We start from the raw sequence: 24,797 nt of genomic DNA, 5'->3' as shown, positions 1-24,797 counted from the left end.
ACCTATACCGAGAATTACGGAGGGACTTTCTATGTTAAGTTTTGAACAAAAGCTGGATCGTTACGCTGAACTCGCTGTCAGAGTTGGGGCAAACGTGCAGCCAGGTCAGATTTTTGTCATCAATGCGATGATTGATTCGGCTCCACTCGTGCATCTGCTTGTACGTAAAGGTTATGAAGCCGGTGCAAAGCAGGTTATCGTTAAATATTCCGATGAAACGGTCAACCGTCTTCGCTTTGAAATGGCCCCCGAGGAGTCCTTCGAGGAAATTCCAAAGTGGCATGCTGCCGAGATGGAAGCCCTGGCGGAGAACAATGCCGTTTTTCTGACGATTTTGTCTTCCAGCCCTGACCTGATGAACGGCATTGATCCTGCCAGAATCTCGGCGCATCAGCGTGCCTTCGGTCAGGCGATGACTAAATATCGTCAGTATCTGCAAGCCGATAAAATGAGCTGGACCGGTATCGCTTGTCCTTCACCGGACTGGGCAGCCAAGGTGTTCCCGGATCTACCAGCAATGGAACAGATGAATCGGCTATGGGATGCGATATTTGCAGCTGTGCGCGCAGATGTAGACGACCCCATCGCTGCATGGGAACAGCATATCGAACGTCTGGAGTCACGTGCCGTTGCGCTCAACAACAAAAAGTACAAGGTACTTCACTATCTCTCCCCGGGAACAGATCTGACTGTGGAGCTTCCTGAAGGGCATATTTGGGCACAAGCTGGCAGTGTGAACGAACAAGGAACCCCTTTTGTAGCCAACATTCCAACCGAAGAAGTCTATACGGCTCCTGCGAAATTCGGTGTGAATGGCAAAGTAACCAGCACCAAACCACTAAGTTACGGTGGCAGTATTATTGACCGGTTTACCCTTACATTTGAGAAGGGACGGATTGTAGACTTTCATGCCGAGGAAGGTCAGGAAACATTAGAGCGCCTTATCTCCATGGATGAGGGTTCTCACTATCTTGGTGAAGTTGCTCTTGTGCCTTTTCACTCCCCTATCTCCGAGAGTGGCATTCTCTATTACACAACGTTGTATGATGAAAATGCATCCTGTCATCTCGCGATTGGCAGTTCATACGCTTCCAATATCGAAGGAGGCAAAACGATGTCTCCTGATGAACTTGCGACTCGGGGCATGAACTCCAGTATCACTCACGTTGATTTCATGATGGGTTCACCCGAGACCGATATCTACGGCATTACGGCGAGCGGTGAACGTGAAGCCATCTTCTTGAAAGGCAATTGGGCATTCTAAAAGCGGGAGTGTAGCAGAGGCTTTATGGAGTTAATCGTTGTCACTTACCAATTAAATAGACGGTTTTGCTGCCATGAGTTCTATGGTTTGCAAGATCGTCTATTTTTTATTTTTAAGCAAACAACAGACAGGGTCGGAACTCCCTCTTTTCGGGACGATAATCAGGTCTATCGGACATTGTACGCTTTCCATAATCTGTTGTAAAATGTAATGATACCAATGTTTGTGGACTGTTGACCAGAAAGGAGAACATCATGGCCAATCGGCTCCAGCTATTACTCGCTTCAGATTTTCATCAATTAGGATCTGCCCTTCAGGAAGAAGTCTATTATGAATACTATAATATGGTGTACGGATTGATCGTATATATCATCAAGGAACGTGCAGCGGCAGAGGATATTATTCAGGATGCTTTTATTAAAATTATTAAAAATAAACCCCTCTTCGAAGACGAGGTTAAACTCAAAGCCTGGCTCAAAGTTGTCACCCGAAATACCGCAATTAATTATTTGAGAAAAAATAAAAATAACCGTAACCAATTGGACACCGATAGTGTTTTTATAGATATAGAGACGATGAATCAAACCGCTGTTTCGGTTGAAAGCATGGTTGAGACACAGATGATGCAAGAATCCATCGAGCATTACCTCTCTCAGTTGAAACCGGAATACCGCGTACTTGTTGAGTTACGGTGGAAAGAAGGCTTTTCTTATAGGGAAATTGCTGAATTGCTGAACACCACTGAAGACATTGTGAAACAGCGACTATTCCGGGCACGTGGCAGTATCAAGAAGAAATTACATAAGGAATGGGGTGGAAGCATTGAGCAAAGGCAAGCTAAATAAGCTTGAACAGCAATTCGATTCAGGCCTGGAGGATGAATATTTTGATGCAGCGTTTGAGCAAGCATTTGATGAAGCTTTCCAGCAAGCTTCCTCCGCCCCTTCCGCCTCCCATACGGAGTCAATGCAGCAATCCTGGCAAAAGGTACAGAAAGAGATCGAAAGAATCGGTGCCCGTAAACGCAGGATGCGCACGTTCAAACTTTCAGGCATCGTGGCAGCTTCCGTGACCATTGGAGCGGTCATTTTCAGTCTGCCTTCCGGCACACAAGCCGTATCCCCTATTGTTCAATCGATCAAGAATTGGGGGAATGGCATGAAATCGATTATGGTTGAGGAAAAGTCTGTAAATCTGAGTCCTGATCCCTCTACCGCCAAAACGCCTCCTCCACCGGAGCGTGAATCCAGCTTCGTTTCTCCGGATGAGGCTGCAAGCGCTCCTGCCTTTGAGCTCAGTAAACACATTTTCCGCTCAGTTGCTGTGACCGAAGAGATCGCTCGGGATGGATTTGTGGGAGAATTTATATTATCCAAGGCAATCCCTGCCCGGTTTAATAAGGTGAAATACGAACTCATGCTGGATACAGATAATCCGGTTAACCCTGAAGACTATTACCAGTCCGAGGTACTAAGGGTGAAATACTCCATACAGGGCAAAAGTGATACGGACGAACTTATACAGTTTGATTATGAGTATGTTAAGCCTGGACAGTCGATTGAGAAATCGCCACTACAGAAAAGTGAAGCTGTGAAGCTCGTGGATGGCAGTGAAGCGCTTGTGTATGTAGGCCCCCCTTTTAGTTCCATACAGTGGATGACAGGTTCACTCAGCATGAGTCTGTTTGGATCAGTAACTGAAGAGGAAATGATCGCCATTGCCAATGATTTTCTGGAGCAGAACTCGCCTGCCAAATCAAAATAAAACTAAAACAATACACTAGGTGTAATATGCATAGATTGATCGGATGTCGTTCCATCATTAGCTGTATGAACACTAACGACACGATAATAATAACCCGCAGTGACCTCCCAATCCACATTGGATCGAAGGACATTAGTTCTTGTTTGAGTTGAAGAGCTGCCTTTGAATGTTACCCAGGCTGTTCCTGTCCAGCGTTCCAAACGGTAATTCACAGATAGTGTCTTCATATCTTTGTAAGTCATTGTGGCTGTATTTACGATGGCATGAAGTCCTTCTCCACGTGTTAATGAACCGATCGCATGGTAGATATGTACGGGTGTGGCAGCTCTGGATTGAATGGAATACTCCTGAGGTTCGAGCGGCGGCGGAGCGGTTCGCGCTCCCGATGTCACGTTGATTATCGGACTTGCAACTGCAGACTGTTCTGCTGGCAGAATAAGAAGAGCTGGTGCCGCCAAAGTAAGAACAAGTGTTACTTTCAGGATTGGCGTACGACATATTTCCTCGCCCCATCTACGTATTTTCTTCATCAATTATTCCCCCTCAGTATCCATGATTATTTTGGTGTAATCTATTAAACGGACGGAGCAGATAACTGGTTTCAAAAAAATAAGGACGCCCGATTTTTCAATCGGTAGCGTCCTTTCATCATTTTGCAGGGTAATAACAACGATGAAACCTAAATTAATCGATCTCGTATTATGAGAAATAGACTTCATTCGGCGGAATCCATGTTCATTCTTTTTTAAGCAGATGTACTAGGAAGTACAAAGCGAGGTGTACCTATGAATAAGCATTCTGCATCAAGAAAACACTCGTATCCTTCCAGTCCCTATCAGGTAAAAAAACATAACCCGGTTCTGACTTCCAAGCAGGTAAGCTAGTACGATAATTTTGAAGTACGTTTCAAAGATCAAGACCGACTGGTCACGATGAGAACGCCGACCCCAACGAAAGGTACTTACTCAAGAAAATTAAACATCCAACATGATGTTCCTCCCGGCGAACCAGCGTATGTGACGTACAAACGAATTCGCATCGACACCAGTCTGGTGCATGAAGACCGTTATGCGGCTGAAGTGATTCATGCACCAAAAGATTCATAAGTCTGCTTTACGCAAACAATATCATCTGATTTACCTTACTCGAACGATTTGTTTATGCTCTATAACATATACATGATCAGCAACATTATCGATCATTCGGGCATCATGCGTGATAAAAATAATCGTGCCTTCATAACTTTTCATCAATTGCTCCAGTGCTTCCAGCGCAGGAATATCCAGAAAATTGCCCGGTTCATCCATAAGCAAAATATTGTATCGGCCAAGCAATATTTTGGCCAGCTGTAACTTCATCATCTCACCGCCGCTTAATACCGCCAAACGCTTGCGTACATCCTGCTGAGAAAACCCTAGAGAAGCTAGTACAGCTCGAATCTCCGGCACCTGATAGTCACAGTTATCCTGCATGAATTCCATGACGCTCTGATGGCGCTCAAACGTGTATGCATGTTGTGCAAAATATCCAATCTCTGCCTTTGGCGATAGTGTGATGCCTTCTTCACGGTTCAAGATCATGTTGAACAGCGTTGTTTTCCCTGCACCGTTTACACCTGTCAGCGCGATCTTTCCGCCAAGCGGAAATTGAAAAGACGCATTTTCCAAAATAACTTTATTAGCAAAAGTTTTGTTTAGGTCTTTTCCTGTAATCGGAAACGGATTGTGAAGTCCTAACGTGTTACTCTGACGAAAGTGAATCGTACGAGTGACCTCTGGCGCTTGGATATTACCTAATATTTCAATGCGCTGTTCTATACTTTTCGCTGCTTGATGAAGCTTCTTCTGTTTACTTCCAACCGATTTTTGATGCGCAAGCCGCCCGCCGTGATCGGAGCTGTTCTTCTTTGAAGTGCCCTTCTCTTTATGATCTATTTTCCGGGCCTGATTTCTCTTCTCCGTAATCGCTTTTTCCAGCCGTTCTCGTTCATTCACATATTGTTGATACTGAACTTCCTGTTTTTTCTGGTTCTCGTTCTTCTGAGCCAAGTAATCAGAATATCCGCCCCAATACTCGGTAATCTTCCCATCTTTCAACTCCCAGATTTTATCAACTACCTGATCAAGGAAATATCGATCATGACTGATGATCAACAACGCTCCCGTATAATAAGAGAGCTGATGGATCAGAAAATGAATCCCTTCTGAATCGAGATGGCTCGTAGGTTCATCTGCAAAAATGCCGTGCACTGACCCAGACAGAGCCTGAGCAATTTTCAGCCTTGTTTCTTGCCCGCCACTCATCTGCTCTCCATCGGTTTTGTTTACACCCAGCTTGCCTGCCAATGCGTAATCTACTTCTTCCTGAGTCACGCTACGCTCCATCTGTGGAATATAAGCGAAACTGCCATGCCTCACGATTTCCCCACAGGATTCAGGCATCTCACCAAGCAACACTTTTAGCAATGTGCTCTTGCCCGCCCCATTGGCTCCAACCAGACCGATTCGATCATATTCATAAAGCTCTACGTGTTCAATATCTAATACCTCACGACCCGAATATTCCACGTAAATCTCTTTTGCGTTAATTAATACATTCATTCAAGTTACCTCCTTCTAAAATCGCAGTTTTCATGTTCGCAGGATCACCTGCGATAATAGAAGGGGATTATATAAAGAAATACCAATGCATATATCTCATGAGTCTTTGCTCCTCTCAGGTTGTAAACGTTTTGTTCACAAACAAAAATGCAGACCCTAGCCCACTGGGGGCTTGAATCTGCATTACTCACGTTTAGAAGGCACATCGATACAGGCATAGCGAAATAAGCTAGCCAGATCAAAATCTATGTCTCTCCATACGTAAAATAAACAGATTAAAAAAGCCCACGATTGTGGAAAAATCAGCTTTTTTCAACTGTTTATCGAAGACGCATGGAATGAGTCATAGGAACGAGCCTCCTCTTCTTATATTAAATTGAATATTACCATGGGGGTCTTTAAGCGTCAACCTGTAACGAATGCTTATAAGTGAGCAATCAAAAAAAGCCGCTAAACATTAGCGGCTTTCACACATAAAGAATCTCTCTAAACCTCTAAAGAAACATTTATCCTTTAAAAGGATGAATGTTATGCTCGCCAAGGCACTATGCACCCTCACCTTCGACGAGCATTTCAAGCTTCACGACATTCACACGCGAAATCCGCTTGTGTTCTGTCTCCTTAATAACAAATAGATACCCATCGTACTCAACCGATTGACCCACTTCAGGCGGAATTGCATCCACTCTGGAATATAACCAGCCGCCAATCGTATCGTAATCAGCTCTATCCATCTCAATGCCAAATCGTTCACTAACTTCTTCAATCAGCATTAATCCGTCAATCGAATATTCCATTTCATCCACTTGCTCAATTACCGGACGCTCATGATCGAATTCGTCCTGAATCTCGCCGACGATCTCTTCCATGATATCTTCAAGCGTGACCATACCGGAGGTTCCTCCATACTCGTCGATCAGAACAGCAATCTGTGTCTTGCTGCGTTGCATACGCTTGAGCAGATCACTGATTAGCGTGGTGTCCGGCACGGCGAGAATTGGACGAATCACGGATATGGTGTCCGTTAGCTGGGATCGCATCAGGTCCTTAATGTGAATAAAGCCGATAATATGATCCTTGTCTCCGTTATATACGGGATAACGGGTTCGCATGCTTTCGCTCGCGATCTCCATATTTTCCAGCATGGACTGATTGGCATTAAGACAGATCATTTCCGTCCGCGGAATCATGATCTCACGGGCGGTTGTATCCGTAAAATCAAATATATTATCAACAAGTGCTAATTCAGTATTATCAATTAAACCGCTCTTATTGCTTTCTTTCATGAGAATACGTATTTCATCTTCACTATGTGCATCGTCCAGCACCGAAGCGGGTGCCATTCGAAACAGTCTAAGCAATCCATTAGCCATGCCGTTCAGCATCCAGATGAATGGGAACATTAATTTGTAAAAGACCGTCAGAAGCGCCGCAGACCACAGCGTAATCGTCTCCGACTTGCGAAGCGCCATCGTTTTGGGAGCCAACTCTCCAAGGACAATATGCAAAATCGTAATAATCACAAAGGCAATGACAATTGAAATGCCATGTACATATACCGGACCCAGTCCAAATGCCATAAACAACGGCTCCAGCAGTCGTGCAATGACAGGCTCTCCCAGCCATCCTAGACCAAGTGAAGCTAAAGTAATGCCAAGTTGACAAGCGGACAAATACGCGTCCAGATTACGTATAACGTTAGAAGCGTATTTTGCATTTCGATTACCTGCTTCTACCAAAGCCTCAATTCGGCTGCTCCGCACCTTCACCATCGCAAACTCTGCTGAGACAAAGAAACCATTCATCAATACCAGTAAACCAATTAAAATCAAACTCATAATACTCGGTAAGGGGTCACTCAAATGTTCTTCCTATTCGCCGTTATCGTTCGGCAAATAGGTCCACCTCCTTCGAAAATGTAGGATATTAGCCATTCTGCCGTTCATATGCAATTTCAACTTCCCAATGCGTCCACCTCCTTCTGCTTGTGCTGAATAACATGGATATGCTTCTTTTATTATATAATTCTACACTACACAGTCAATCCGTGTCCTATGACACTTAAAAGGCCAAATCGACAAAATTTGTTTACAAAAGTAGCGATTACGCTGTTTTATTCACATTTACACTTTAGACTTCACCTTTTCTGACATGTAATCCGCCGACCCAATATTCATCCTCTCTGAAGGTAGTCCAGTCGACTTCACCATTCAATACCTGAACCCCAAGTTCCGTCAGAGACAATACAGCATCACGAAATGTCTGATCATACTGGTTATACTTCGGAAAACTTACCGCTCCTGTCATGTGAATAAGTGCAGCTGACCCTTCCGACATCCTCTTCAGATGTGCCCAGTATTCCAGATCACCCATACCGAGAACATGCAGCTTGTCTCCTACCTTACGAAACAGATCATGCGGACGCTGAATACCAGCTCTGATCGTCTCCAGTGTGGTCTGTTCAATACTGCCCAGTCCATTGGTTACGGATGGCAATCTAGATAGATGTGCCTCAAATGCTGCCTTTGCAAAAGGCAATTCAATCGTTCCGTCCTGCATGTATTCCTGATGTTGCCGAATGTCAAATGAGGTGTACGCTTCCCAGAACTGTTTACCTGCCTGAAGTTCCTGCTTATCAATGACATGCCAGTTTCCTGACAAACTTCCAATCTGCTTCGAAGTTAGTTGTCCCAGTCCTCTGAAAAACTCCACCTCCGGGTAAGAATCGATACAAAGAAGATTCAGACGTATTTTCTGTAGATCCTGTCCACTAAAATAGTGCAGCAAATAGGATAACATCGCTTGATCATAGAGGTCATACTCGAACCATAACACAATCTCTTTATACTGCTGCAATGAACGAAGTTTCTCTTCTAATACTTCAACCTGTAAATACTCCTTCTGTGGTATGCCCAGTTCATTTTCAAGTATAATAGCACGTTGCTGACGCGCACTCTTATCTGCCATATTTGTGCTAACAGGACCGTAAGTGTACAACTCCCTCCAAACGAGAATATCTCCTTGTATACCGCTCTCACGCAAGCGATTGGCAGCATGATCTCCGTTCATAATATGCAACATGCTTTTTCCCCCTTCGTGTAGTTCATTGAACATAGACGCCAGATCTCGTACCGGCAACGAACGTTTAAGTTTTGCTCGGGCATCGAATAATCTTTTCTTTAATGCAGGCACATTAACCTCAAGAAAATCGGAAATTTCTTTCAGTGTATACCCTTGGAAATAAAACAGATCAACCACAACTCGCATCGATGATGGTAACTGGGCAATGGAACTGCGTAGCGTCTGCTGTAACTCCTTCTGCATCGCTCGAACTTCCGGATCAAGCGCCAGATCTTCCTCACGGAATACCGTTTCTATTTCTTCTATGGGAACAAATGAATGCCGTTTACGTCTCAACCAGCGATAACATTGCCTTTCCACAATGACTTTGAACCATCCAGGAAAAGCTTCCGGCTTATCCAATTTGCCCAGATTGGCAAACGCTTCAGTAAACGCCTCCTGTGCAACATCTTCTGCGCCATACGCATCCTGCAACTTCTGATAGGCCACGGCCAGTGCCATTCCTCGATATTGGCGCACCAGTTGCTCATAGGCTTCCGGTTCTCCATGCAATGCTCCCTCAATCCATGATTTCAACACCGTGAACTCCCTTCATCTGTCATTCTTTGCTGTCTGATCTTGTATGTGGATTGCTCCAATTTTGTTTTTCATATGTAAGTGCCTCGAACTCTTGATTAGGTTACTTTATTTTCTATTAAAAAAGCAAAAGCTGTCCCGTCTGCAGATTGTACTGCAGATGGGACAGCCCATATTTCCGTATCTGTTAGATGGAAGCCTAACTTAGGATGAAGCGAGATAAGACTTGTTTAGAATCTGCTTGGCGCTTGCGGGAAGTTGCCAACAACGCCCGGATATTGATACAGCAGTGGCTCATCAAACGTTGCATAGTCGAAGTTAACCATCAACAACATGATTCTTCTACCGGTTTTAGGATCACTGATAATGATGTGGTCACGTCCAGCTGCTTCAATAATACCTTGGAATATACGAGCGTTCCATTCTTTGTTTCCTTCGTATGTCATGTAGAATGTACCGAATTTACCCAGGTTTAAACGTAAAATATTTTCAATGTATGATTGCTCAAACTGTGGAGCTGTAGTGGAAACGACAGTTCCTGACGGTGTCATTGGGCTTCCGCTGGATACGAGTGGCGGTACACTGGTGGAGCTTGGCGATACCATGCCAGGTGTTGGTGACATCGACGGCATACCATTACCGACTTTGTAAGATGTTCCCTGAACTTGAGAATTCGCTTGTGCTCCTAACACTGAATTCGCTTGTGCACCCAATACAGAATTGGCTTGCTGACCCATAGTTTGAGTTGGTTGATAAGGTGTGTTAATCACGATAATTCCTCCCTGAATATGAAAATTGGTAATGGATTAATAGACGTCCGGACAGTCTTCGCCTGTCGGACTAAAGAAACAATGTGCCTTGAAACGTCCCGTGTTGGGCTGGTTATACCACGTTGACGGGCAATCCCCAACCGGTCTGAAAAACCATAACGAGTTACTTGCTGGCCAGAAACGTTCGCCGTTAATGACACGCTGCGCCAACCGAATCTCGGATTGTCTCGCCCGCTGATAGAAGTATCCCTTCTGAGTGGACTCAAAGCCCCCCGGATTCTGAAAGACCATGCGGTTCATATCACGAATGTTGCCAAAATCGAGACAGTCCGCCAGCACACGATTCACGCCGACATTGCCTACCAGCAACATGCCTTGTTCCCCGTCACCCTCGGCCTCTGCCCTCATCAGTCTCGCCAAGAGCTTGACGTCTTCCGAGTTGGTCTTAATTACAGCCATCGTCTGTTCCCTCCCTTGTAGCAGCTGTTCATCACCGTACATCGTATTGTGCAGGAGCCTATTCGGTGACACTATTCCAGATTTTTTCCATAAAAAAAGCCCGGAACCTCACGTAAAGTGAAGTCCCGAAGCCTTTTTCCTACTCTTACTTCCCTTCTCCTAATCAGGTGGACACATTAAGGTTTGGATTCAATCCAGTAATCATAGGCATGTACCAGATTCCCTTTGTAAGCTTTGTATCCCGAGAGAAGTTCAGGCAGTTTGCTCATCTGAATTTCCATTTCCTTGGCTCCTTTTTCGTGAAAGGAAATATGTGTACCTTCAAAATTTTCTTTCATTTCGACAGAAATGAGCAACGGTTTGCCTAAACGATCTGCAATCTCCATCTCCTGGCTTACCACAGCAGCTATCCCGTTGGAGCCTTCTGCGGTGTTACGGAATGCCATCAGAGATACATGATCCAGTGTATCAATCATAAACTCAGTCACAGAGATCTCCTTGCCCGGCAGTGGGAAGGTATCCAGCCACACTGCAAGATCCGCACTTGTTTCAAGATTGCTATCCTTCTTCGTCTCTTCCTGGAAATAAGCGATATTTGATGCCCATTCGGTCAGCAGTGTATCCCGGTTCTCCGTCCATTCAGGCAGAGTATACGGCTCGATATCCAGATGAATGCCCTCGAACCGCTCGTCCGGTTCCACTTCGGCATTGTAGTTCTTCACGTAATCGATCAGCCGTTTGATCCGAGGACGATTTTCCTTTTTGCCCCAGATCGGATGTCCACCCATCGCATGAATTTCGATTCCTTGAGCTTTTGCTCTTTTCACAAAACTACGGTAACTGGAGTACGGCTGATCCAGATCCAGTCGTACATATAACCAGTTAATCTTCTGTTTTTTTGCAAAAGCCAGAATATGCTCTCCGCCATCATCCGTCACCTGCGAAGCCTCCCAGATGTAGGTTCCACGAATCTCAGGTGCACTTGCAGGCGGGTTCACAGGTTTTTCAGGCAACGTCTGATCATCAGGCTCCAGCTCTCCCCAATACGTCAGATCATGTACAGCTGAACCGGCATAAGACTTATGATCTCGGAATGCAGTCGCGACCTCCTGAAGAGCAGTTTCCAACTGTAAGGAGCCTTTGCCAGCAAAACTGGTAAACTCTTCACGAGGCATCGGTTTGGTGTTTACACCTACGGTAACACTTGTACCACTGATGTCTGCCCACTGCATCTCCTGTTCAATTAAACGAATAATTCCGTTACTCCCTTGTGCAGTATCACGGTAAGCAAGCAACGTCACATGATCTACATTTTGAATAAACCAGTGTGACAGTGCTTCGTTATCTGCATCGTCAGCCGTTCGATTCCCTTTGACTGTGTATGAATCGAGCCAGAACGGCAGATCGACATGTACGGCTGTTCCTCCATCCCGCTTCGCTTGATTCAATACCTTCTTCATATTGCTGATCCAGGACTGTACCAAAGGTTTGGCGTCTTCCTTCCATGCAGGCAGCACGTATGGTTTAACATCCAGATGGATTGCATCAAAACGTTCACTCGCTTCCACAGCCTGATTGTAATCCTGTACCCATGAAGTTAATCGAAGCATAGGGCCCTCACGGCTTTGAACAGCCCAGTAGGGATCTCCGCCCAGTGCCTCAATGGTTATACCCTCCCGACTCGCTTTGGCAATAAACGCTCGGTATACTTCTTTGGATATACTCATGTCCACGTTCACATACAGTCGGTTAATCTTATGTTTAGCTGCATTTGCCAGCAGCTCGTCTCCTGCATTCTTAACGGACTGTGCCTGCCATACCCAGGCGGCTCGTATATCCACATCGTCAGCCTTAACAGGTGACTTGATCCCGATCATTATCATTCCTCCGATCAGTAATAACAGCCAACATACTTTCCGGGATGTTTTCCCGAACATACACTCCCTCCATTCCTGTTCTGTTGTAAAATCACATTCATTATAGCAACCGACTTATCAAATTCAAATAAGCCCAAGTGCTTAACTTGGGCTTATTCCAACTTCGAGGAGTCTTGAACGAGCTGCTCCGGGTCAACGTCCCGGTTCTAGTCCTCATATATCATTTTTCGGGTCATACCACCGTCAACTACGAGATTAGTCCCTGTGACAAAGGTATTAGCAGGGTCGGATAAATACAGGCAGGCCCTTGATATATCCGATGGCATGCCAACCCTGCCGGATGGATGCTGTTCGTGGTCTTCTGCTCTAAGTTTGGACTCGTCACCGGTCTCAATCCAGCCGGGACTGATACAATTGACCCGAATTTGGTCCTTACCAAGTGAGACCGCCATCGCATGTGTCAGTGCAGTAATCGCACCCTTCGATGCGGCATATGCCTCGCTATTGGGCTCAGACATCATCGCACGAGTCGAAGCCATATTTACGATGGCGCCGCCATGATCATTTTTTTTCATATGCCGAGCCGCCTCCCGACTTGCCAGAAAGCAGCTTCTCACATTGGTATTGAGTATATCGTCCCATTCGTCTATCGTTAGCTCATAGGGAGATTTCCATCTGGATACGCCGGCGTTGTTCACCAGTACATCAATCTGCTTGAACTCCTTCACTGCCGTATCGAACAGTTGCTGAATATCCTGCTCTTTCCTCACATCACACTGAACAAAGATGGCTTCACCGCCTTCATTGCGTATGGAAGCCGCCGCCGCTGCTCCCTCGGCTTCCTGAACATCGGCAAGCACGACTTTAGCCCCGGCAACCGCGTAAGCTTCAGCAACACTTCGCCCAATGCCCTGGGCAGCCCCAGTGACAACAACAACCTGATCGGTAAATGACATGATCATATTCCTCCTCTGGTAAGACTGTCTGTTTTGTTTAGTTTGATATACTGTACTTGTTACCTCGTTCATTTCTTATCGATTTCCTCTAACTCTATACTTATATACAAACACGTTCGTCCCATTAAGAAACGCTTGTCCCCGAATCCGTCAAAAAAAGCTTACGCCACTCGGGCGTAAGCTGCTCCATTTTCAACCTCTTTTACCCTCGCAAACGTTCGGTATACAAGCGATTCGTTCGCTCAAATCCAATATACCGGGTTCCCTTAAACGAGAGCCGCCCTTCGTCTCCCTCCGCACACATACTATACTCTTCACCATTCACTTTGAACTCCAAGCGATCACCGCTCTCTACTTCGAAGGTGACGTAATACAATGTTCTTACGGGAGTCGTGCTACCGGAATCCGAAGGTGGCTGGCTCATCTTTACTCGTCTGCTGGTAATGCGAGAGTGTACGGTCAGTAATGGCTCCGCATTATTGCGTCCCCACCTCCATACTTCTTTGCCCATTGATAACAGCACAATACCCAGAATCAGGACAAATGCCACCGGAAAGACGGTTCCAAACAAATCAAACATCCAGGATGATTCAATGCCCATGTCTCTCCCCTCCGTTCATACACTTCGGACAGCCGGAGTCTTGACCCGTCTTCTGTAAATGTATATGCGGACGAACACAGAACTTGTTAACCTGATGAAATATTTACATCGTATATCTTAGGCAGAACACCGCTATTATTTTGAAAATACTTAGCCATGCATCAACTGTTCTACAGGGCAATTTATTAAGCAGATTTAGTTAGAGAATCAGGCTGCGGCTCAATCACAATATAGGAGTGGTGGCTGAAAGGCAGCCATGTATTCCATAGCGATTCCAGTTCATTTACACACATCTTTCGGTTGTAATGTACTTCATCACAATTTCGCTTGAGAGCCAGTGACTCTGCCAAATAAAAATGGGCTTCATCATACCCGATGACAGGCACAAAGTGTAGAAATCGCCGATCTGCATGAACCCTGATAAACAAAATGACAGGCACGCCGCGACTGATCTGCTTCCTTAAGGTGTTCACATTGCCACGTAAATACGTGGCCTTGTACCCCAGTTTTTTGAAAAAAACAATAATGGCTTTCGGATAAAATGTGCCATCCAGAAGTTTGCGCGGATATGTTCGATACAGCTCATTTCATTCTGATTCGATGCCGAAATGCCTTAACACATATGCACTGGAAAAAGCAGCACATTCGACGTTCTTTTGTACCTCTGTCTTATTCGGAGCCTCGATGAGGTATGTAGTTGGCACTTTAACGATGTTCATATCATCTTTTTTGGGAAGGTTATAATATCGAAAAATCAACCAGACAATAGCTAGCCATATGACAATATTGAATATCATTTCGAAAATTCCTCCTGCTAGTCAACTTACTATGATAAAAAACTCTATTACCAGTTTCCTCTGACCCACTGTTCAATCTGTTTCGCAGCTTCCTCGGAAGACAGATCCGTTGTATCCACCGTCGGCATCGCTGGGTCAAAGGCTTTATCCGCATTCTGCAACAACCAGTTCGCAAAATTACGATGATCTTCAATCGCATTGTCGTCCCAGCCACGTGCTTGCAACCGCATCTCACGTGTGGCATCATCACAATGTAGATTCAAGTAAAGAATACGATCAAATTGTTCGATATATTTGGAGGATGCAATATTTTCCGGTACCATCGTGCCGCATAAAACGGTGCCTCTTCCGCTTAACGAGATACTATGAGCAACTCGCAGCCAATTCTCTTTGGCAATCTGCCAATCTACGTTGTCGATGATATCCATATCAAAGACGTCAAATCCAGGCAAAAGCTTGCGCACATGCGATGACACTGTTGTTTTGCCCGTACCACTCGCACCTGTGATTACAAATAAGGGTAGTTTATTCATTGAAATGTTCCTCCTGTTGTCGTCTCATAAGCTCTAATCTCGCTGTGACTCCCTAGACTCCCACTCCTCAGCCCTTAGACCGTACATCACTCGATGTAGAAATCTCCCATTCAAAAACTCATAATCTCGCAGCTCACTTTCACGTTGAAAACCCAGCTTCTCAGGTATGGCACGACTTCTCCGATTGTTGGTTGCTGCACCAATCTCCACTTTATTTAAGCCAAGCTGTTTAAATGCGTGCTCAATAAGTACGTTGACTGCTTTCGTGATGAGTCCATTTCCCTCATAATCCTGACCCAGCCAATAACCAATCTCAGCCTTCCTGTTTCCATGGTCAATGTCACAATATCCAATCGAACCCGCCAGTTCACCTCGAAACCAGATCCCTAACCAGTATCCTTCCTCCCGCGCGTAACTTAGACGTGTGCGTTCGATAAAACCTGCTGAATCCTCTTCAGTCGAAGTCATGTCAGGAATCCTGAGCCAGGTTCCGAGATGTTCCCGGTTTCGATCAATTAATCGAAATAACGCTGCTGCGTCATTGGATGTAAACAGGGAAAGGTAAGCTGTATCCGTACCATCTAAGGCGTGTTTAAACATGTTGAACCCTCCCAGACGTTTATTCTAAAGCCTCCTTGATCTGCTGCCAGCCAGCTCTAAATCTTAGATCGGTCTGTATTCCCCTTGAAAATGAAATTGGTAGACGTCGCTGATCCGAATGTATCCAAGAATACAATCTCCTCTGGGTCTGTTCACGATGTCACAGCGAAGCGAACCAACTTTACAGCAGTTGCTTTTTCAAATCCATCCGTATGTACGTTTTCTCGTAACTTGAGCCATCTTCATTGTAATAAACAGCCTGCTTCGTGTACGGCTCCTAACTTTTCATTATTCCGAACAGAACAGAGGCCGGTGATGTCCCCAGCAACAGCTGATCTTACGTTATATCTCATAGCTCTGGCCCTCCATACCTTCCTTTAACGGCATTCCTGATACAACCTCTCCAAAATAACAGCCACACCGTCACATTCATTGGTTGCTGTAACCTCTTTGGCTCTGCTTTTCAGTTCTTGAATCGCATTTCCCATCGCCACGGGCCAGCCGCATTGTTCAAACAGGCCGATATCATTCGCATCATCCCCAAAAACCATCACATTCTGAAGTGCAACCCCCATGGCATTGCAGATGACTGAAACGGCATGTTCCTTGGAAGCCTTTGGCGCCGAGACCTGGGTTAGTTCACCTTGATCCGTAATCAATATGTTCAACTTCCCTTCGAATCTCTCAAGAAAAGCCGCCCTGTCCATATTCCCTGTAAAAAGAATCTTGGAAGCTTCTTGCTGTTTAAGCTCCATCAATGATCTGACAATCGGCTGGCCTTTTACTTTCATTATAGTCTCTGCATCATAAGGCTTCATGCTCATCCATTCGTCTCTCACTTCTAAACTAATGTCTAGATCCGGATTACATGCCAAACAATAATCCAGAACCTCAGCAGTTATCTCAGCCGTAATCCCAATATGGTCGTTACTCCCAGTATGTCTGCAATCAACATAAGCACCGTTATAATAAACAAATGAACCTAGCTCCAGCAATTCTTTTGGCAAAAAAGTCTTCACTGCCCTCGGCGGACGCGCCGTTGCAAATATGAATTTAATCCCACGATGGGCACATTCCATAATCGCCTTTACGTTTCGCTCGGAAACTTCTTTGTTAGCCTTCAATAGGGTTCCATCCAAATCTACAACGATTACTGAAAATATCATAGGTCCTCTCCTGCCCCACTTCTGTACACTTCTTAAAAAAAGCTATAAATTCCATCTTCAAAGTATCGATATTCTTCATTCGTCAATCTGCGCTTACCATACGCATCATAAAAGATTTCCTTGTCCCGCTCATTCTCAAATGCATTCGGTTTAGGTCGGATTGCTAAAGCCACATCATACCTGGGATCACCATAGGCAGCTCCCGCCCAATCGATCATTCCCACTACCTCACCATCACGGACAAGAACATTATCAATGGTGAAATCCCCGTGTATTAAGGTTGGCTGCACTCGGCTTGGTCGGTTCATTTTCAAATGAGTGAGCATATCCTCGTTCCCGTCTACTGAATAATGAGCTAGATTATACTCTGCTTTCGTTAATATATGATCAAGCCAAGCGGGCTTCACCTGTTGCCATTCAATCGGACATGGACATTCATGCAGTTGTATCAAACAACGTCCGAAGCTGACAATCGCCTTTTCTTTATCTTTCTGAGGCGGATGACTGGCGAGAAATTGCCTCAACGATATTCCGTCCACATAATCCATCAACAGCCATCTGGAGTGGTTCTCTATGTAAAATGAATGCGTTTTCGGAATAGGGAGTCCTGTTCCTTGAAGAAGCTGCAAAGCGGCATACTCATCAGACAACCAGGCATTGAAGAGTTCGTGCTCTGTTTTTTTGATGACATATCTCTGATCCGCTGTATCCAAAATAGCTACGGTAGATGTATGTCCTTGACGAGGAAAAGTTATTTGCTTCACGCTTCCGATTTGCTCTAATATCTCAGATGGAATATCTGCAATTTGCAAGGGAATTCCTCCTATAAACAGCTTCTTCTCCTATTACCATGTGAGAGTTTTATTCATTATGTAGTCAAGAACTGTTCAATCTTACGCTCAATTTCTGTCCTGCTTTTAGAACGAAATTCCTTGATGACATCCCCATGATTAGAATGTGAATCGAGATTCTGATTGGTGGACACCAGTCTGAGGAAATACTCACCTTCGACTTTAAACTCAGGATACCAACCGAGATCTACCCGCTTATTGGTTCGATCATGTTCTAACAGCATCAAATCTTCTTTAAACTCCCAGCGAATCTCGTCACGAGCATCCGTAAATTGTTCAGGTTCAGCTTCTGTGAAATCATTCCAAACTACCCGCCAGCCAGACGGGATACGCAGAGGCACTAATTTGTACATTATAAACCTCCTTTCTCCTTTATTCCTACTTGAGTCAGAAGCAGCCTAAGTTAGATGTTTAGTACAGTTATATAACGAACAATTCCACTGGGGATGCCCGCTGTGCAAGTGTGTTACCGATGTGTTTGATAGATTTTCCCTGATATCCATATGAGCAAGCAACCTTTTCATAGTGAGACTCAGAAATGCTCCGTGACTTACCACCAATATGTTCTGATCTGCATGTCGGTCAGCCAGGTCAGAAAGACAAGCCCTCCCCCTTTTTACAATAGACTCATGTGACTCAATGCCCAGATCGAGTTTGGACCAGCCATATCCCCACTTGTCTACACGTTCCTGCTCTGTTGTACCTTCAATCTGTCCACAGTCCATCTCACGCAGCCGGGAATCTATACGTATCTCAATTGAATCGGCCTCACCAATGATGCTAGCCGTTTCCAATGCTCTCGACAAATCACTGGAATAAATAACATGCCATGGTTCGGATTTAATTCGGTCAGCAAGCAATTGTGCCTGTCTTCTCCCCTCAGCATTGAGCGGGATATCGGTATGTCCTTGCGTCCGATATTCATCATTCCAGTCGGTTACACCGTGGCGGATAACGCCAATCATAGCCATATGTATTCCTCTTTTCTAAATACCCTTATCCATTCCTGCATCTTCCATGTAGAACGAAGCTATCACATGATACAGCTGTTCGTCAATGGCTGATGACCAAAAAAAACACCCCACCAACCTAAGTTGATGGAGCACTCTTTCTTAGTATTCACTTACCTCAAAAGTCAGAATTCGATCAAACAGAACATAGTCCTTACGGCTTTTAAAGGGGCCTTTGTTATTATCATGTTTATCAATAGCGTACGAAGCTTTTCCGCTACCTGCTTGTTTTGTTTCGTACCAATTGATGAAGTTGTTGACTTCTTGCATACTTAGATCAAATTCTTTTTCAAGACCAGTGGTCATTGTGACGACGAGTATCGCACGGTTGTCAGACGGTTGTTCAGGTTCGGTGACAGTTCCTTGCGGAGTTGCTGATGCTTCGTTAGATGGCTGGAATTCGATGCCATTCACAATTGCTGTAACCACAAAGTAATATGTAGTTCCATTTGTCAAACCTGGTATAACCAAGTTTCCATATTCATCTTTAGTCGCTGCCACTGTTTCCGTATATTTTCCGGACTCCGTACCAAATCTTACAGTGTAGCTTTCTGCATTTTTAATCTGATTCCAGTTAAGTGATACTTGACTATCATCAGCAGATGCTACTAGGTTAATCGGATAACTAGGTTTCTGAATGTTTAAATCAATTGCATCAATTGTCACATTTTTAGCTGTTAGAAGATTCTTTACTATAACTGTATGTTCACCATAGGGCAGATTAAATTTTTCATATAAAATTACTTGTCTATTATCATTCTTTTTAACTCCTGAGTATATTTCTGCAACCCCATCTGTTGTTACCTCTACAGAAGTACTTTCGTGCGCTTTGTAACTTGAAGCTATTAATCGGAATGCATTTCCAGTAAACTTAAATGAGTATGTACCACTCTTAGTATATTGCTGAGTACCTTTAAAGTTTAAAGCAGCTGTGTCTGTAAACCATGAACCTTCAAATTTTATCATTGGATCTAAATCATCGTACCTTGTCCATCCTTTCTCAGGTGAAGTTAATTGATCACCAACAGACGCTGCGGATGCGTTCAAATTGAACAGTCCAAACGATAATAAAACTAACAGACCAAACAAAAACCCTATCTTTTCAAACGACTTGCTCTTCATAAAAGTATTCCTCCTGAAATGTTTTCTTTCAACAGATCTAAAGATATAACGACTAGCATTTTATGTCTAAACATTAACTTGCTGATCTATAAATATAATCTAAATTTTTGAATTTTTATTTTATACTGGATAAAGAATAGAGAAAGATATGTGATTTTTTCTATAATATTTTGCAAAAAAGAACCACCCTTTTGGCGGTAATTCGTTGATACAACTGAATTTTCAGCTCCATTTTTCTTTGCTACTGATCGCTTCAATGCCTCCAATAAAAAAAGCAGATCCAGTGAAGGAACGACTTTCAAAATGATATGTATTATTTAGATAATTTGACTTCGTATACAAGCTGATAATGCGGAATGCCTTTATACACAAAAAAATACATACAAGCGATAACGAGTATACCAAATACAATGTTAAACGCCTGGCCTCTCAACCTAAAAACATATCTGACCAACAGCCCTGCGACTACTAGTGGTAAAGCTATATATAAGACTAAGGTTTCTACCATTGCTGCCGACATAGCTTTAAATGTACTTGTTCCTGCTTCTCTGAAAATATCCAGTTTAACACCTCCTTACAAGATTATAAGATTGGAGTCCATACCGTCCGCAGCAAAAAACGCTTCGCTCTTTGCTTTAAAAGCATACTTACTTTGCAACTATAGAAGAAGAACAAGACGACTTTACTGCACTAATACGATATAAGTCAAACAAGTAAAGCACTGATTTTCACATCGAATCATTGCTTTTCTCGCTAGTCCTAACATTATCAAAAGAAAGCTCATTACCTTCTTTTGTTAGTGATAGTGCCAATTTGGCCCAAGCTTCATTTCTTAAGGGATCGTCATAAATTTTTGAGATTATAGACTTTGGACTCAACCAAACGAGATAGATCATCTGGATGATCCCCCTTTTAATCCAACTGTTCCTCGTGCACCTTCCAGAAACGTTACAGTGAGTAACAGAACTGGTCAGCCAATTAGGGGTTACTTCTATGAACAGAATTTGCTTGCCAAAGCCTATGAAATACATGAGCAGAGGTCTTATACTCCACATTGATCAACAAAAGTTCACAAAATTACCTTTCAATAATCCCAGTAAATCACCTCAATATTCCAATAAATGATATAATGACTTAAAATAAGGGGGTGAACATATGAAAAAGAAATTGACTGTACTTGGAATGATTGTTGTCTTAACTCTTTCAATGTCTTCGCTTATCTCAGCAGCACCATTAGATCCTATTGAGCCACAAGGATGTAGCTTAGGTGGTCCTGCTCGTTATTGCGACATGCTTCAGTAATAAATTTCAGTTAGCTGGCTAGGACTAATAGCCAGCTATTTTATTAAAACGTAGGTCACCGGGATGAGAAAATAACACTCGGAATATACACTCATGTTACTCAAAAGATGCAGATGACTGCTGACCAAAGATTAAAAAAGCACTTTGCTGAAGTATTGTATATGAGTGTATTGCAACATATGTGATTTTTTCGGTGGTTTTTTTGCAAAAAAGAAAACCCCCTTTCGGGGGCCTTTCGTTGATACAACTGCATTTTCAGCTCCACTTTCTTTCACTAAGCGTACATCATATCCATGAATCCGCGAGTTAAATCTACACCTTCGGCTGGTTCCAGCTGTTCTTTTTCTGTATGTGCAGCCATGCAAGCCTTCACTGCTTCTTCAGTGGTGCAACGATTGGCATCGTCACATGTGTAGCATAAGTGAAGCATGTATCTTGTTAATTCATCCGCCTGCGTGAATTGAGTTTGACCGTTGGTTCTCATCTTCATCACTCCTTTTCTTCTTGAGTTAACTATAACATCATCTAATCCATTTATTTGTGATTAATTTCACAATGTAATGAAAAAATAAAATAAAAATAAAGGGAAAACCTCAAACCGAGATCTCCCCTTCATTTCCGTCTCCAAAAGCACATTCTCATCACTTACATGTTAGAGCTGGTACTAGGTCTCATTTAGCTCGAAACCATCCGTCAGACTCTCACTCCATACATTACAACACTTCCCAATGCTCTCCGCCGTCAATGGTCTGCAGCAGTAGCGATCGTTTAGCATCTGTATTCTCCATCAGGATCCAGCCAAGCTTCGGCGATACCATCTGCATTTTCACGATCTCAGGATAGTCTTTGAAAATCTTTACTAAAACACTGCTTGCAGGATGTGCTTTCCACGTTTTTCCTGTATCCTTCGTGTAATACATGATGCCCTTCTGCATCGCCCAACCTTCGGATGGACTGAGGAATACAGGCGCCAGGTTGCGATTGATCCCCGTTTGTTTGTTCAGATTAAACGCATAGGTCTTCCAACTTACGCCACCATCTGCTGTGAAGAAACCACTGAAAATCATGCTATCACCATTGCCACAAGACATGGACATCCAGGCCGATTTGGCTTCACGCCCAAAAAATTGAGGCGCACTAATCGTGAAATTACCACATGCACTGTATTTATCCCGATCAAAAAAAGAAGAAGCTGTACGCCAATCCTCTCCACCATCTGATGTCACATACAACTTCGGTGTACCAAATTCGATAGTACTCAGGAATCCATGCTTTGAGTCCGAAAATGTCATCCCTGTGGTGTAGCCACGCCTTGAAATTTCACCTGTTGTTGTTTTATCCTTCTCATCACTGGAAGTCATTCTCTCCCAGGTTATGCCCCCATCCTGAGTACGATACAGATCCTTGTCCTGTTTGCCAATACCCGTATCTAGTGTCGTTAGTACCCAGCCCTTCTCTGGAGAGACAAAGGAAATTCCCGTTACCTTGTTTGTCTTGGACAAAGAAGATAAGCTCCAGCTCACGCCCCCATTATTGGTACGAAGCACAATCGTATCGGTGCCTCCCATTCCCTCTCGAACAATCCAGCCATGCATACGATCTACAAAATAAATACTTTCTCCATATTTCGGATTAGCCGGAAATTGCACATTTTCTGAGGGTGAAATGTTTGTCCACGTTTTCCCCTGATCCTGAGTGTAATAGAGCCGAAGCGCATTACGCGTGACTCCCCAAGCCAAGCCGCCGTTATCATTAATGAGTTGAAAATCGGTCAAACGAGTCTGAATTTGATATTTCGCCATCTCCGCTGCTTCAGCGTTATTATTTGTCGGAGGTACAACGGTAAGAGTCTGCCCTACGTTACCCTCATCCTGTTCCGGAGGTTCTACAGCCGGTGGCTGCTCTGTTTTGGTACATGCAGCGAGCAAAATGATAATACCTATAGACAGCAATGCTGTCTGCGCTATTTTTCTCCATTGCAAATGCAAGTGGGTTCCACCTCTCCAATCCATCAGACAGACGCGCATGTCTCTATGATGAAGTTATATTTACGATTCATCAGAATCCACTGCTCCTATTCTACCACAAAATTCGACCTAAAGGCTCACACCCGCATGGGTACCTGTCGATTGTTAGATGTTATTGCGTAATATTGTTCTGAAAACCAATGATGTATGACACTTTTTGTCACGTTAAGTCCGGTTATACTTCGCCTGTTTATGGAATTTTTCCTCGTAATCTGGCACATGTTGTGAAAAAAGTTATAGACAAAACTCGCTTTATCCACCCATATCCCTTAATATGGATGATAGTATACCCAAAAAGGAGAGGTTAAGATCATGACAACAAGTTCAGCATTGAAGCCCAGTCGTGTGGTTATTATTGGCATGGGTGCGGTAGGAACAACTACGGGGTACACGCTTATGCTAAGACAGCGTTCGTCCGAGTTGGTATTTGTGGATGTGAATCATGATAAAGCAACCGGCGAAATGCTGGATATGAACCACGGTCTACCATTTACCGGAGGCGTAAAGGTATGGGCTGGTGACTACTCCGACTGCAAAGATGCCGATATTATTATCATTACTGCGGGTGCTTCACAAAAACCGGGCGAGACTCGAATTGATCTCCTGAAGAAAAATGCAAGCATTTTCAAAGATATTATTGATCGGATTACGGAGGTTAACTCCCACGGTATTTTGCTAATTGCCACGAACCCTGTTGATATCTTATCCTATACTTCCTGGAAACAAAGCGGCTGGCCAGCTTCCCGTGTCATCGGATCAGGTACATTGCTGGACAGCGCACGGTTCCGTTATCTGATTGGTAAAAATAAAGGCATTGACCCTCGCAGCATTCACGCTCACATCATTGGTGAACACGGCGATTCCGAGGTGCCTGTCTGGAGTCTGGCTAACGTTGCAGGAACCGACCTTGAACTGGACGAAGAAACACAACAGGACATTTTTAACAGCACCAAAAATGCGGCTTACGAAATCATTAATGCCAAAGGAGCCACTTCCTATGCAATCGCTCTGGCACTGGATCGTATCGTCGCTGCTATTTTGGGTAACGAAGGCTCCGTTCTGAACGTATCCACGTTACTTCAAGATTACAACGGCGTTTCCGATGTGTATCTGGGCGTGCCTTGTGTCGTAGACCGTCATGGCGTCCGTGAAATTCTGCCTCTTCCGTTGAATGAAACCGAGAAATTGGCGTTCCAGGCATCTGCGAACAAATTAAAAGAACAGATCGCCGGACTGGAATAACACATCAATTATGCAATAAAAGAGACCATTCCAAGACTCTGCATAGAGTTTTGGATGGTCTTTTGGTTATCTAAAATTTTAGACAGAATCAGCCTTTGTTGCGGAAGTTCGTTCCACTTTAATCTAGGATATCGCCTAGAGACACGCTTGATGATGTGAGCTTCAACTCAATTAAGCCTTCTAGTTTACATAATAATAA

The 24,797-nt window shown here is 44.0% G+C and carries 25 protein-coding genes; 6 read left to right on the top strand and 19 right to left on the bottom strand.

Annotated elements, in window-relative coordinates; all coding sequences use genetic code 11:
* Window positions 1-31: 31 nt before the first annotated feature.
* From ACR8BL_RS01105 to ACR8BL_RS01095, 3 genes are all read left to right on the top strand, one after another.
* Window positions 32-1,264 (top strand): aminopeptidase, encoded by a 1,233-nt coding sequence (locus tag ACR8BL_RS01105; protein ID WP_434750901.1) that lies wholly within the window; start codon window positions 32-34, stop codon window positions 1,262-1,264.
* 254 nt (window positions 1,265-1,518) lie between these two features.
* Entirely contained in the window at window positions 1,519-2,109 is a 591-nt protein-coding gene (locus tag ACR8BL_RS01100) for an RNA polymerase sigma factor (protein WP_434750900.1), read from the top strand.
* Complete coding sequence (locus ACR8BL_RS01095) at window positions 2,087-3,028, top strand: hypothetical protein (RefSeq protein ID WP_434750899.1); 942 nt, start codon at window positions 2,087-2,089, stop codon at window positions 3,026-3,028. The genes ACR8BL_RS01100 and ACR8BL_RS01095 overlap by 23 nt, the downstream gene beginning before the upstream one ends.
* A gap of 2 nt (window positions 3,029-3,030) precedes the next feature.
* Here the strand turns inward: ACR8BL_RS01095 and ACR8BL_RS01090 are convergent, their stop codons facing one another.
* Complete coding sequence (locus tag ACR8BL_RS01090; protein ID WP_434756520.1) at window positions 3,031-3,558, bottom strand: hypothetical protein; 528 nt, start codon at window positions 3,556-3,558, stop codon at window positions 3,031-3,033.
* A gap of 402 nt (window positions 3,559-3,960) precedes the next feature.
* On the opposite strand from ACR8BL_RS01090, the gene ACR8BL_RS01085 reads away from it, so the two are divergent.
* Entirely contained in the window at window positions 3,961-4,134 is a 174-nt protein-coding gene (locus tag ACR8BL_RS01085) for a hypothetical protein (RefSeq protein WP_434750897.1), read from the top strand.
* Window positions 4,135-4,164: 30 nt separating this feature from the next.
* Here the strand turns inward: ACR8BL_RS01085 and ACR8BL_RS01080 are convergent, their stop codons facing one another.
* The 16 genes from ACR8BL_RS01080 to ACR8BL_RS01005 all read right to left on the bottom strand — a co-directional run bounded on the left by ACR8BL_RS01080 (window position 4,165) and on the right by ACR8BL_RS01005 (window position 20,027).
* Window positions 4,165-5,628: an Msr family ABC-F type ribosomal protection protein gene (locus ACR8BL_RS01080; RefSeq protein WP_434750896.1), complete on the bottom strand. Its 1,464-nt coding sequence runs from the start codon at window positions 5,626-5,628 to the stop codon at window positions 4,165-4,167.
* A gap of 545 nt (window positions 5,629-6,173) precedes the next feature.
* Complete coding sequence (locus ACR8BL_RS01075) at window positions 6,174-7,466, bottom strand: hemolysin family protein (RefSeq protein WP_434750895.1); 1,293 nt, start codon at window positions 7,464-7,466, stop codon at window positions 6,174-6,176.
* 292 nt (window positions 7,467-7,758) lie between these two features.
* Window positions 7,759-9,285, bottom strand: a complete 1,527-nt coding sequence (locus tag ACR8BL_RS01070; protein WP_434750894.1) for a sigma-70 family RNA polymerase sigma factor — start codon at window positions 9,283-9,285, stop codon at window positions 7,759-7,761.
* A 230-nt stretch (window positions 9,286-9,515) separates the two neighbouring features.
* Window positions 9,516-9,977: a spore coat protein GerQ gene (gerQ, locus tag ACR8BL_RS01065; protein ID WP_434752968.1), complete on the bottom strand. Its 462-nt coding sequence runs from the start codon at window positions 9,975-9,977 to the stop codon at window positions 9,516-9,518.
* A gap of 114 nt (window positions 9,978-10,091) precedes the next feature.
* Window positions 10,092-10,514 (bottom strand): cell wall hydrolase, encoded by a 423-nt coding sequence (locus tag ACR8BL_RS01060; RefSeq protein ID WP_434750893.1) that lies wholly within the window; start codon window positions 10,512-10,514, stop codon window positions 10,092-10,094.
* A 176-nt stretch (window positions 10,515-10,690) separates the two neighbouring features.
* On the bottom strand, window positions 10,691-12,391 hold the full coding sequence (locus ACR8BL_RS01055) for a hypothetical protein (RefSeq protein WP_434750892.1): 1,701 nt from the start codon (window positions 12,389-12,391) through the stop codon (window positions 10,691-10,693).
* Between the two features lie 206 nt (window positions 12,392-12,597).
* Window positions 12,598-13,347 carry an SDR family NAD(P)-dependent oxidoreductase gene (locus tag ACR8BL_RS01050; protein WP_434750891.1) on the bottom strand — a complete coding sequence of 250 codons (750 nt, stop codon included), beginning with the start codon at window positions 13,345-13,347 and terminating at the stop codon, window positions 12,598-12,600.
* 202 nt (window positions 13,348-13,549) lie between these two features.
* On the bottom strand, window positions 13,550-13,948 hold the full coding sequence (locus tag ACR8BL_RS01045; RefSeq protein WP_434750890.1) for a DUF2500 domain-containing protein: 399 nt from the start codon (window positions 13,946-13,948) through the stop codon (window positions 13,550-13,552).
* Between the two features lie 185 nt (window positions 13,949-14,133).
* On the bottom strand, window positions 14,134-14,421 hold the full coding sequence (locus ACR8BL_RS01040) for a hypothetical protein (protein WP_434750889.1): 288 nt from the start codon (window positions 14,419-14,421) through the stop codon (window positions 14,134-14,136).
* Window positions 14,422-14,792: 371 nt separating this feature from the next.
* Window positions 14,793-15,278 carry an AAA family ATPase gene (locus ACR8BL_RS01035; RefSeq protein ID WP_434750888.1) on the bottom strand — a complete coding sequence of 162 codons (486 nt, stop codon included), beginning with the start codon at window positions 15,276-15,278 and terminating at the stop codon, window positions 14,793-14,795.
* A 33-nt stretch (window positions 15,279-15,311) separates the two neighbouring features.
* Window positions 15,312-15,878: a GNAT family N-acetyltransferase gene (locus ACR8BL_RS01030; RefSeq protein ID WP_434750887.1), complete on the bottom strand. Its 567-nt coding sequence runs from the start codon at window positions 15,876-15,878 to the stop codon at window positions 15,312-15,314.
* 377 nt (window positions 15,879-16,255) lie between these two features.
* On the bottom strand, window positions 16,256-17,044 hold the full coding sequence (locus tag ACR8BL_RS01025) for an HAD family hydrolase (RefSeq protein WP_434750886.1): 789 nt from the start codon (window positions 17,042-17,044) through the stop codon (window positions 16,256-16,258).
* Between the two features lie 32 nt (window positions 17,045-17,076).
* The gene (locus ACR8BL_RS01020; protein ID WP_434750885.1) at window positions 17,077-17,856 is read right to left on the bottom strand and encodes a phosphotransferase family protein; all 780 of its coding nucleotides are present in this window, start codon (window positions 17,854-17,856) and stop codon (window positions 17,077-17,079) included.
* 56 nt (window positions 17,857-17,912) lie between these two features.
* Window positions 17,913-18,248, bottom strand: coding sequence for a hypothetical protein (locus ACR8BL_RS01015; protein ID WP_434750884.1), 336 nt, complete (start codon window positions 18,246-18,248; stop codon window positions 17,913-17,915).
* Between the two features lie 45 nt (window positions 18,249-18,293).
* Window positions 18,294-18,866, bottom strand: a complete 573-nt coding sequence (locus ACR8BL_RS01010) for a histidine phosphatase family protein (protein WP_434750883.1) — start codon at window positions 18,864-18,866, stop codon at window positions 18,294-18,296.
* 141 nt (window positions 18,867-19,007) lie between these two features.
* Entirely contained in the window at window positions 19,008-20,027 is a 1,020-nt protein-coding gene (locus tag ACR8BL_RS01005) for a fibronectin type III domain-containing protein (RefSeq protein ID WP_434750882.1), read from the bottom strand.
* 1,155 nt (window positions 20,028-21,182) lie between these two features.
* On the opposite strand from ACR8BL_RS01005, the gene ACR8BL_RS01000 reads away from it, so the two are divergent.
* On the top strand, window positions 21,183-21,329 hold the full coding sequence (locus ACR8BL_RS01000; RefSeq protein ID WP_434750881.1) for a hypothetical protein: 147 nt from the start codon (window positions 21,183-21,185) through the stop codon (window positions 21,327-21,329).
* A gap of 274 nt (window positions 21,330-21,603) precedes the next feature.
* On the opposite strand, the gene ACR8BL_RS00995 is transcribed toward ACR8BL_RS01000, so the two are convergent.
* Together ACR8BL_RS00995 and ACR8BL_RS00990 are read right to left on the bottom strand one after the other, a co-directional pair.
* Window positions 21,604-21,813: a hypothetical protein gene (locus ACR8BL_RS00995; protein ID WP_434750880.1), complete on the bottom strand. Its 210-nt coding sequence runs from the start codon at window positions 21,811-21,813 to the stop codon at window positions 21,604-21,606.
* A gap of 229 nt (window positions 21,814-22,042) precedes the next feature.
* Window positions 22,043-23,317, bottom strand: a complete 1,275-nt coding sequence (locus ACR8BL_RS00990; protein WP_434750879.1) for a WD40/YVTN/BNR-like repeat-containing protein — start codon at window positions 23,315-23,317, stop codon at window positions 22,043-22,045.
* 351 nt (window positions 23,318-23,668) lie between these two features.
* Here ACR8BL_RS00990 and ACR8BL_RS00985 point away from each other — a divergent pair, with 351 nt between their 5' ends.
* A complete protein-coding gene (locus ACR8BL_RS00985) occupies window positions 23,669-24,598 on the top strand; it encodes an L-lactate dehydrogenase (protein ID WP_434750878.1) in 930 nt (309 codons plus the stop codon).
* Window positions 24,599-24,797: the final 199 nt, after the last annotated feature.

This window comes from Paenibacillus amylolyticus (assembly GCF_051136285.1).
In the GTDB taxonomy this organism is placed as follows: Bacteria; Bacillota; Bacilli; order Paenibacillales; family Paenibacillaceae; genus Paenibacillus; species Paenibacillus amylolyticus_F.
This window is presented reverse-complemented; position numbering and strand designations above follow the sequence as displayed.

Coding starts and splice junctions, on each gene's coding strand:
- ACR8BL_RS01085 (WP_434750897.1), top strand. CDS start 3,961: ATGAGAACGCCGACCCCAACGAAAGGTACTTACTCAAGAAAATTAAAC.
- ACR8BL_RS01030 (WP_434750887.1), bottom strand. CDS start 15,878: ATGTTTAAACACGCCTTAGATGGTACGGATACAGCTTACCTTTCCCTG.
- ACR8BL_RS01100 (WP_434750900.1), top strand. CDS start 1,519: ATGGCCAATCGGCTCCAGCTATTACTCGCTTCAGATTTTCATCAATTA.
- ACR8BL_RS01090 (WP_434756520.1), bottom strand. CDS start 3,558: ATGAAGAAAATACGTAGATGGGGCGAGGAAATATGTCGTACGCCAATC.
- ACR8BL_RS01015 (WP_434750884.1), bottom strand. CDS start 18,248: ATGTACAAATTAGTGCCTCTGCGTATCCCGTCTGGCTGGCGGGTAGTT.
- ACR8BL_RS01025 (WP_434750886.1), bottom strand. CDS start 17,044: ATGATATTTTCAGTAATCGTTGTAGATTTGGATGGAACCCTATTGAAG.
- ACR8BL_RS01045 (WP_434750890.1), bottom strand. CDS start 13,948: ATGGGCATTGAATCATCCTGGATGTTTGATTTGTTTGGAACCGTCTTT.
- ACR8BL_RS01035 (WP_434750888.1), bottom strand. CDS start 15,278: ATGAATAAACTACCCTTATTTGTAATCACAGGTGCGAGTGGTACGGGC.
- ACR8BL_RS01060 (WP_434750893.1), bottom strand. CDS start 10,514: ATGGCTGTAATTAAGACCAACTCGGAAGACGTCAAGCTCTTGGCGAGA.
- ACR8BL_RS01010 (WP_434750883.1), bottom strand. CDS start 18,866: ATGGCTATGATTGGCGTTATCCGCCACGGTGTAACCGACTGGAATGAT.
- ACR8BL_RS01080 (WP_434750896.1), bottom strand. CDS start 5,628: ATGAATGTATTAATTAACGCAAAAGAGATTTACGTGGAATATTCGGGT.
- ACR8BL_RS01000 (WP_434750881.1), top strand. CDS start 21,183: ATGAAAAAGAAATTGACTGTACTTGGAATGATTGTTGTCTTAACTCTT.
- ACR8BL_RS01050 (WP_434750891.1), bottom strand. CDS start 13,347: ATGTCATTTACCGATCAGGTTGTTGTTGTCACTGGGGCTGCCCAGGGC.
- ACR8BL_RS01075 (WP_434750895.1), bottom strand. CDS start 7,466: ATGAGTTTGATTTTAATTGGTTTACTGGTATTGATGAATGGTTTCTTT.
- ACR8BL_RS00985 (WP_434750878.1), top strand. CDS start 23,669: ATGACAACAAGTTCAGCATTGAAGCCCAGTCGTGTGGTTATTATTGGC.
- ACR8BL_RS00995 (WP_434750880.1), bottom strand. CDS start 21,813: ATGAGAACCAACGGTCAAACTCAATTCACGCAGGCGGATGAATTAACA.
- ACR8BL_RS01005 (WP_434750882.1), bottom strand. CDS start 20,027: ATGAAGAGCAAGTCGTTTGAAAAGATAGGGTTTTTGTTTGGTCTGTTA.
- ACR8BL_RS01055 (WP_434750892.1), bottom strand. CDS start 12,391: ATGATCGGGATCAAGTCACCTGTTAAGGCTGACGATGTGGATATACGA.
- ACR8BL_RS01105 (WP_434750901.1), top strand. CDS start 32: ATGTTAAGTTTTGAACAAAAGCTGGATCGTTACGCTGAACTCGCTGTC.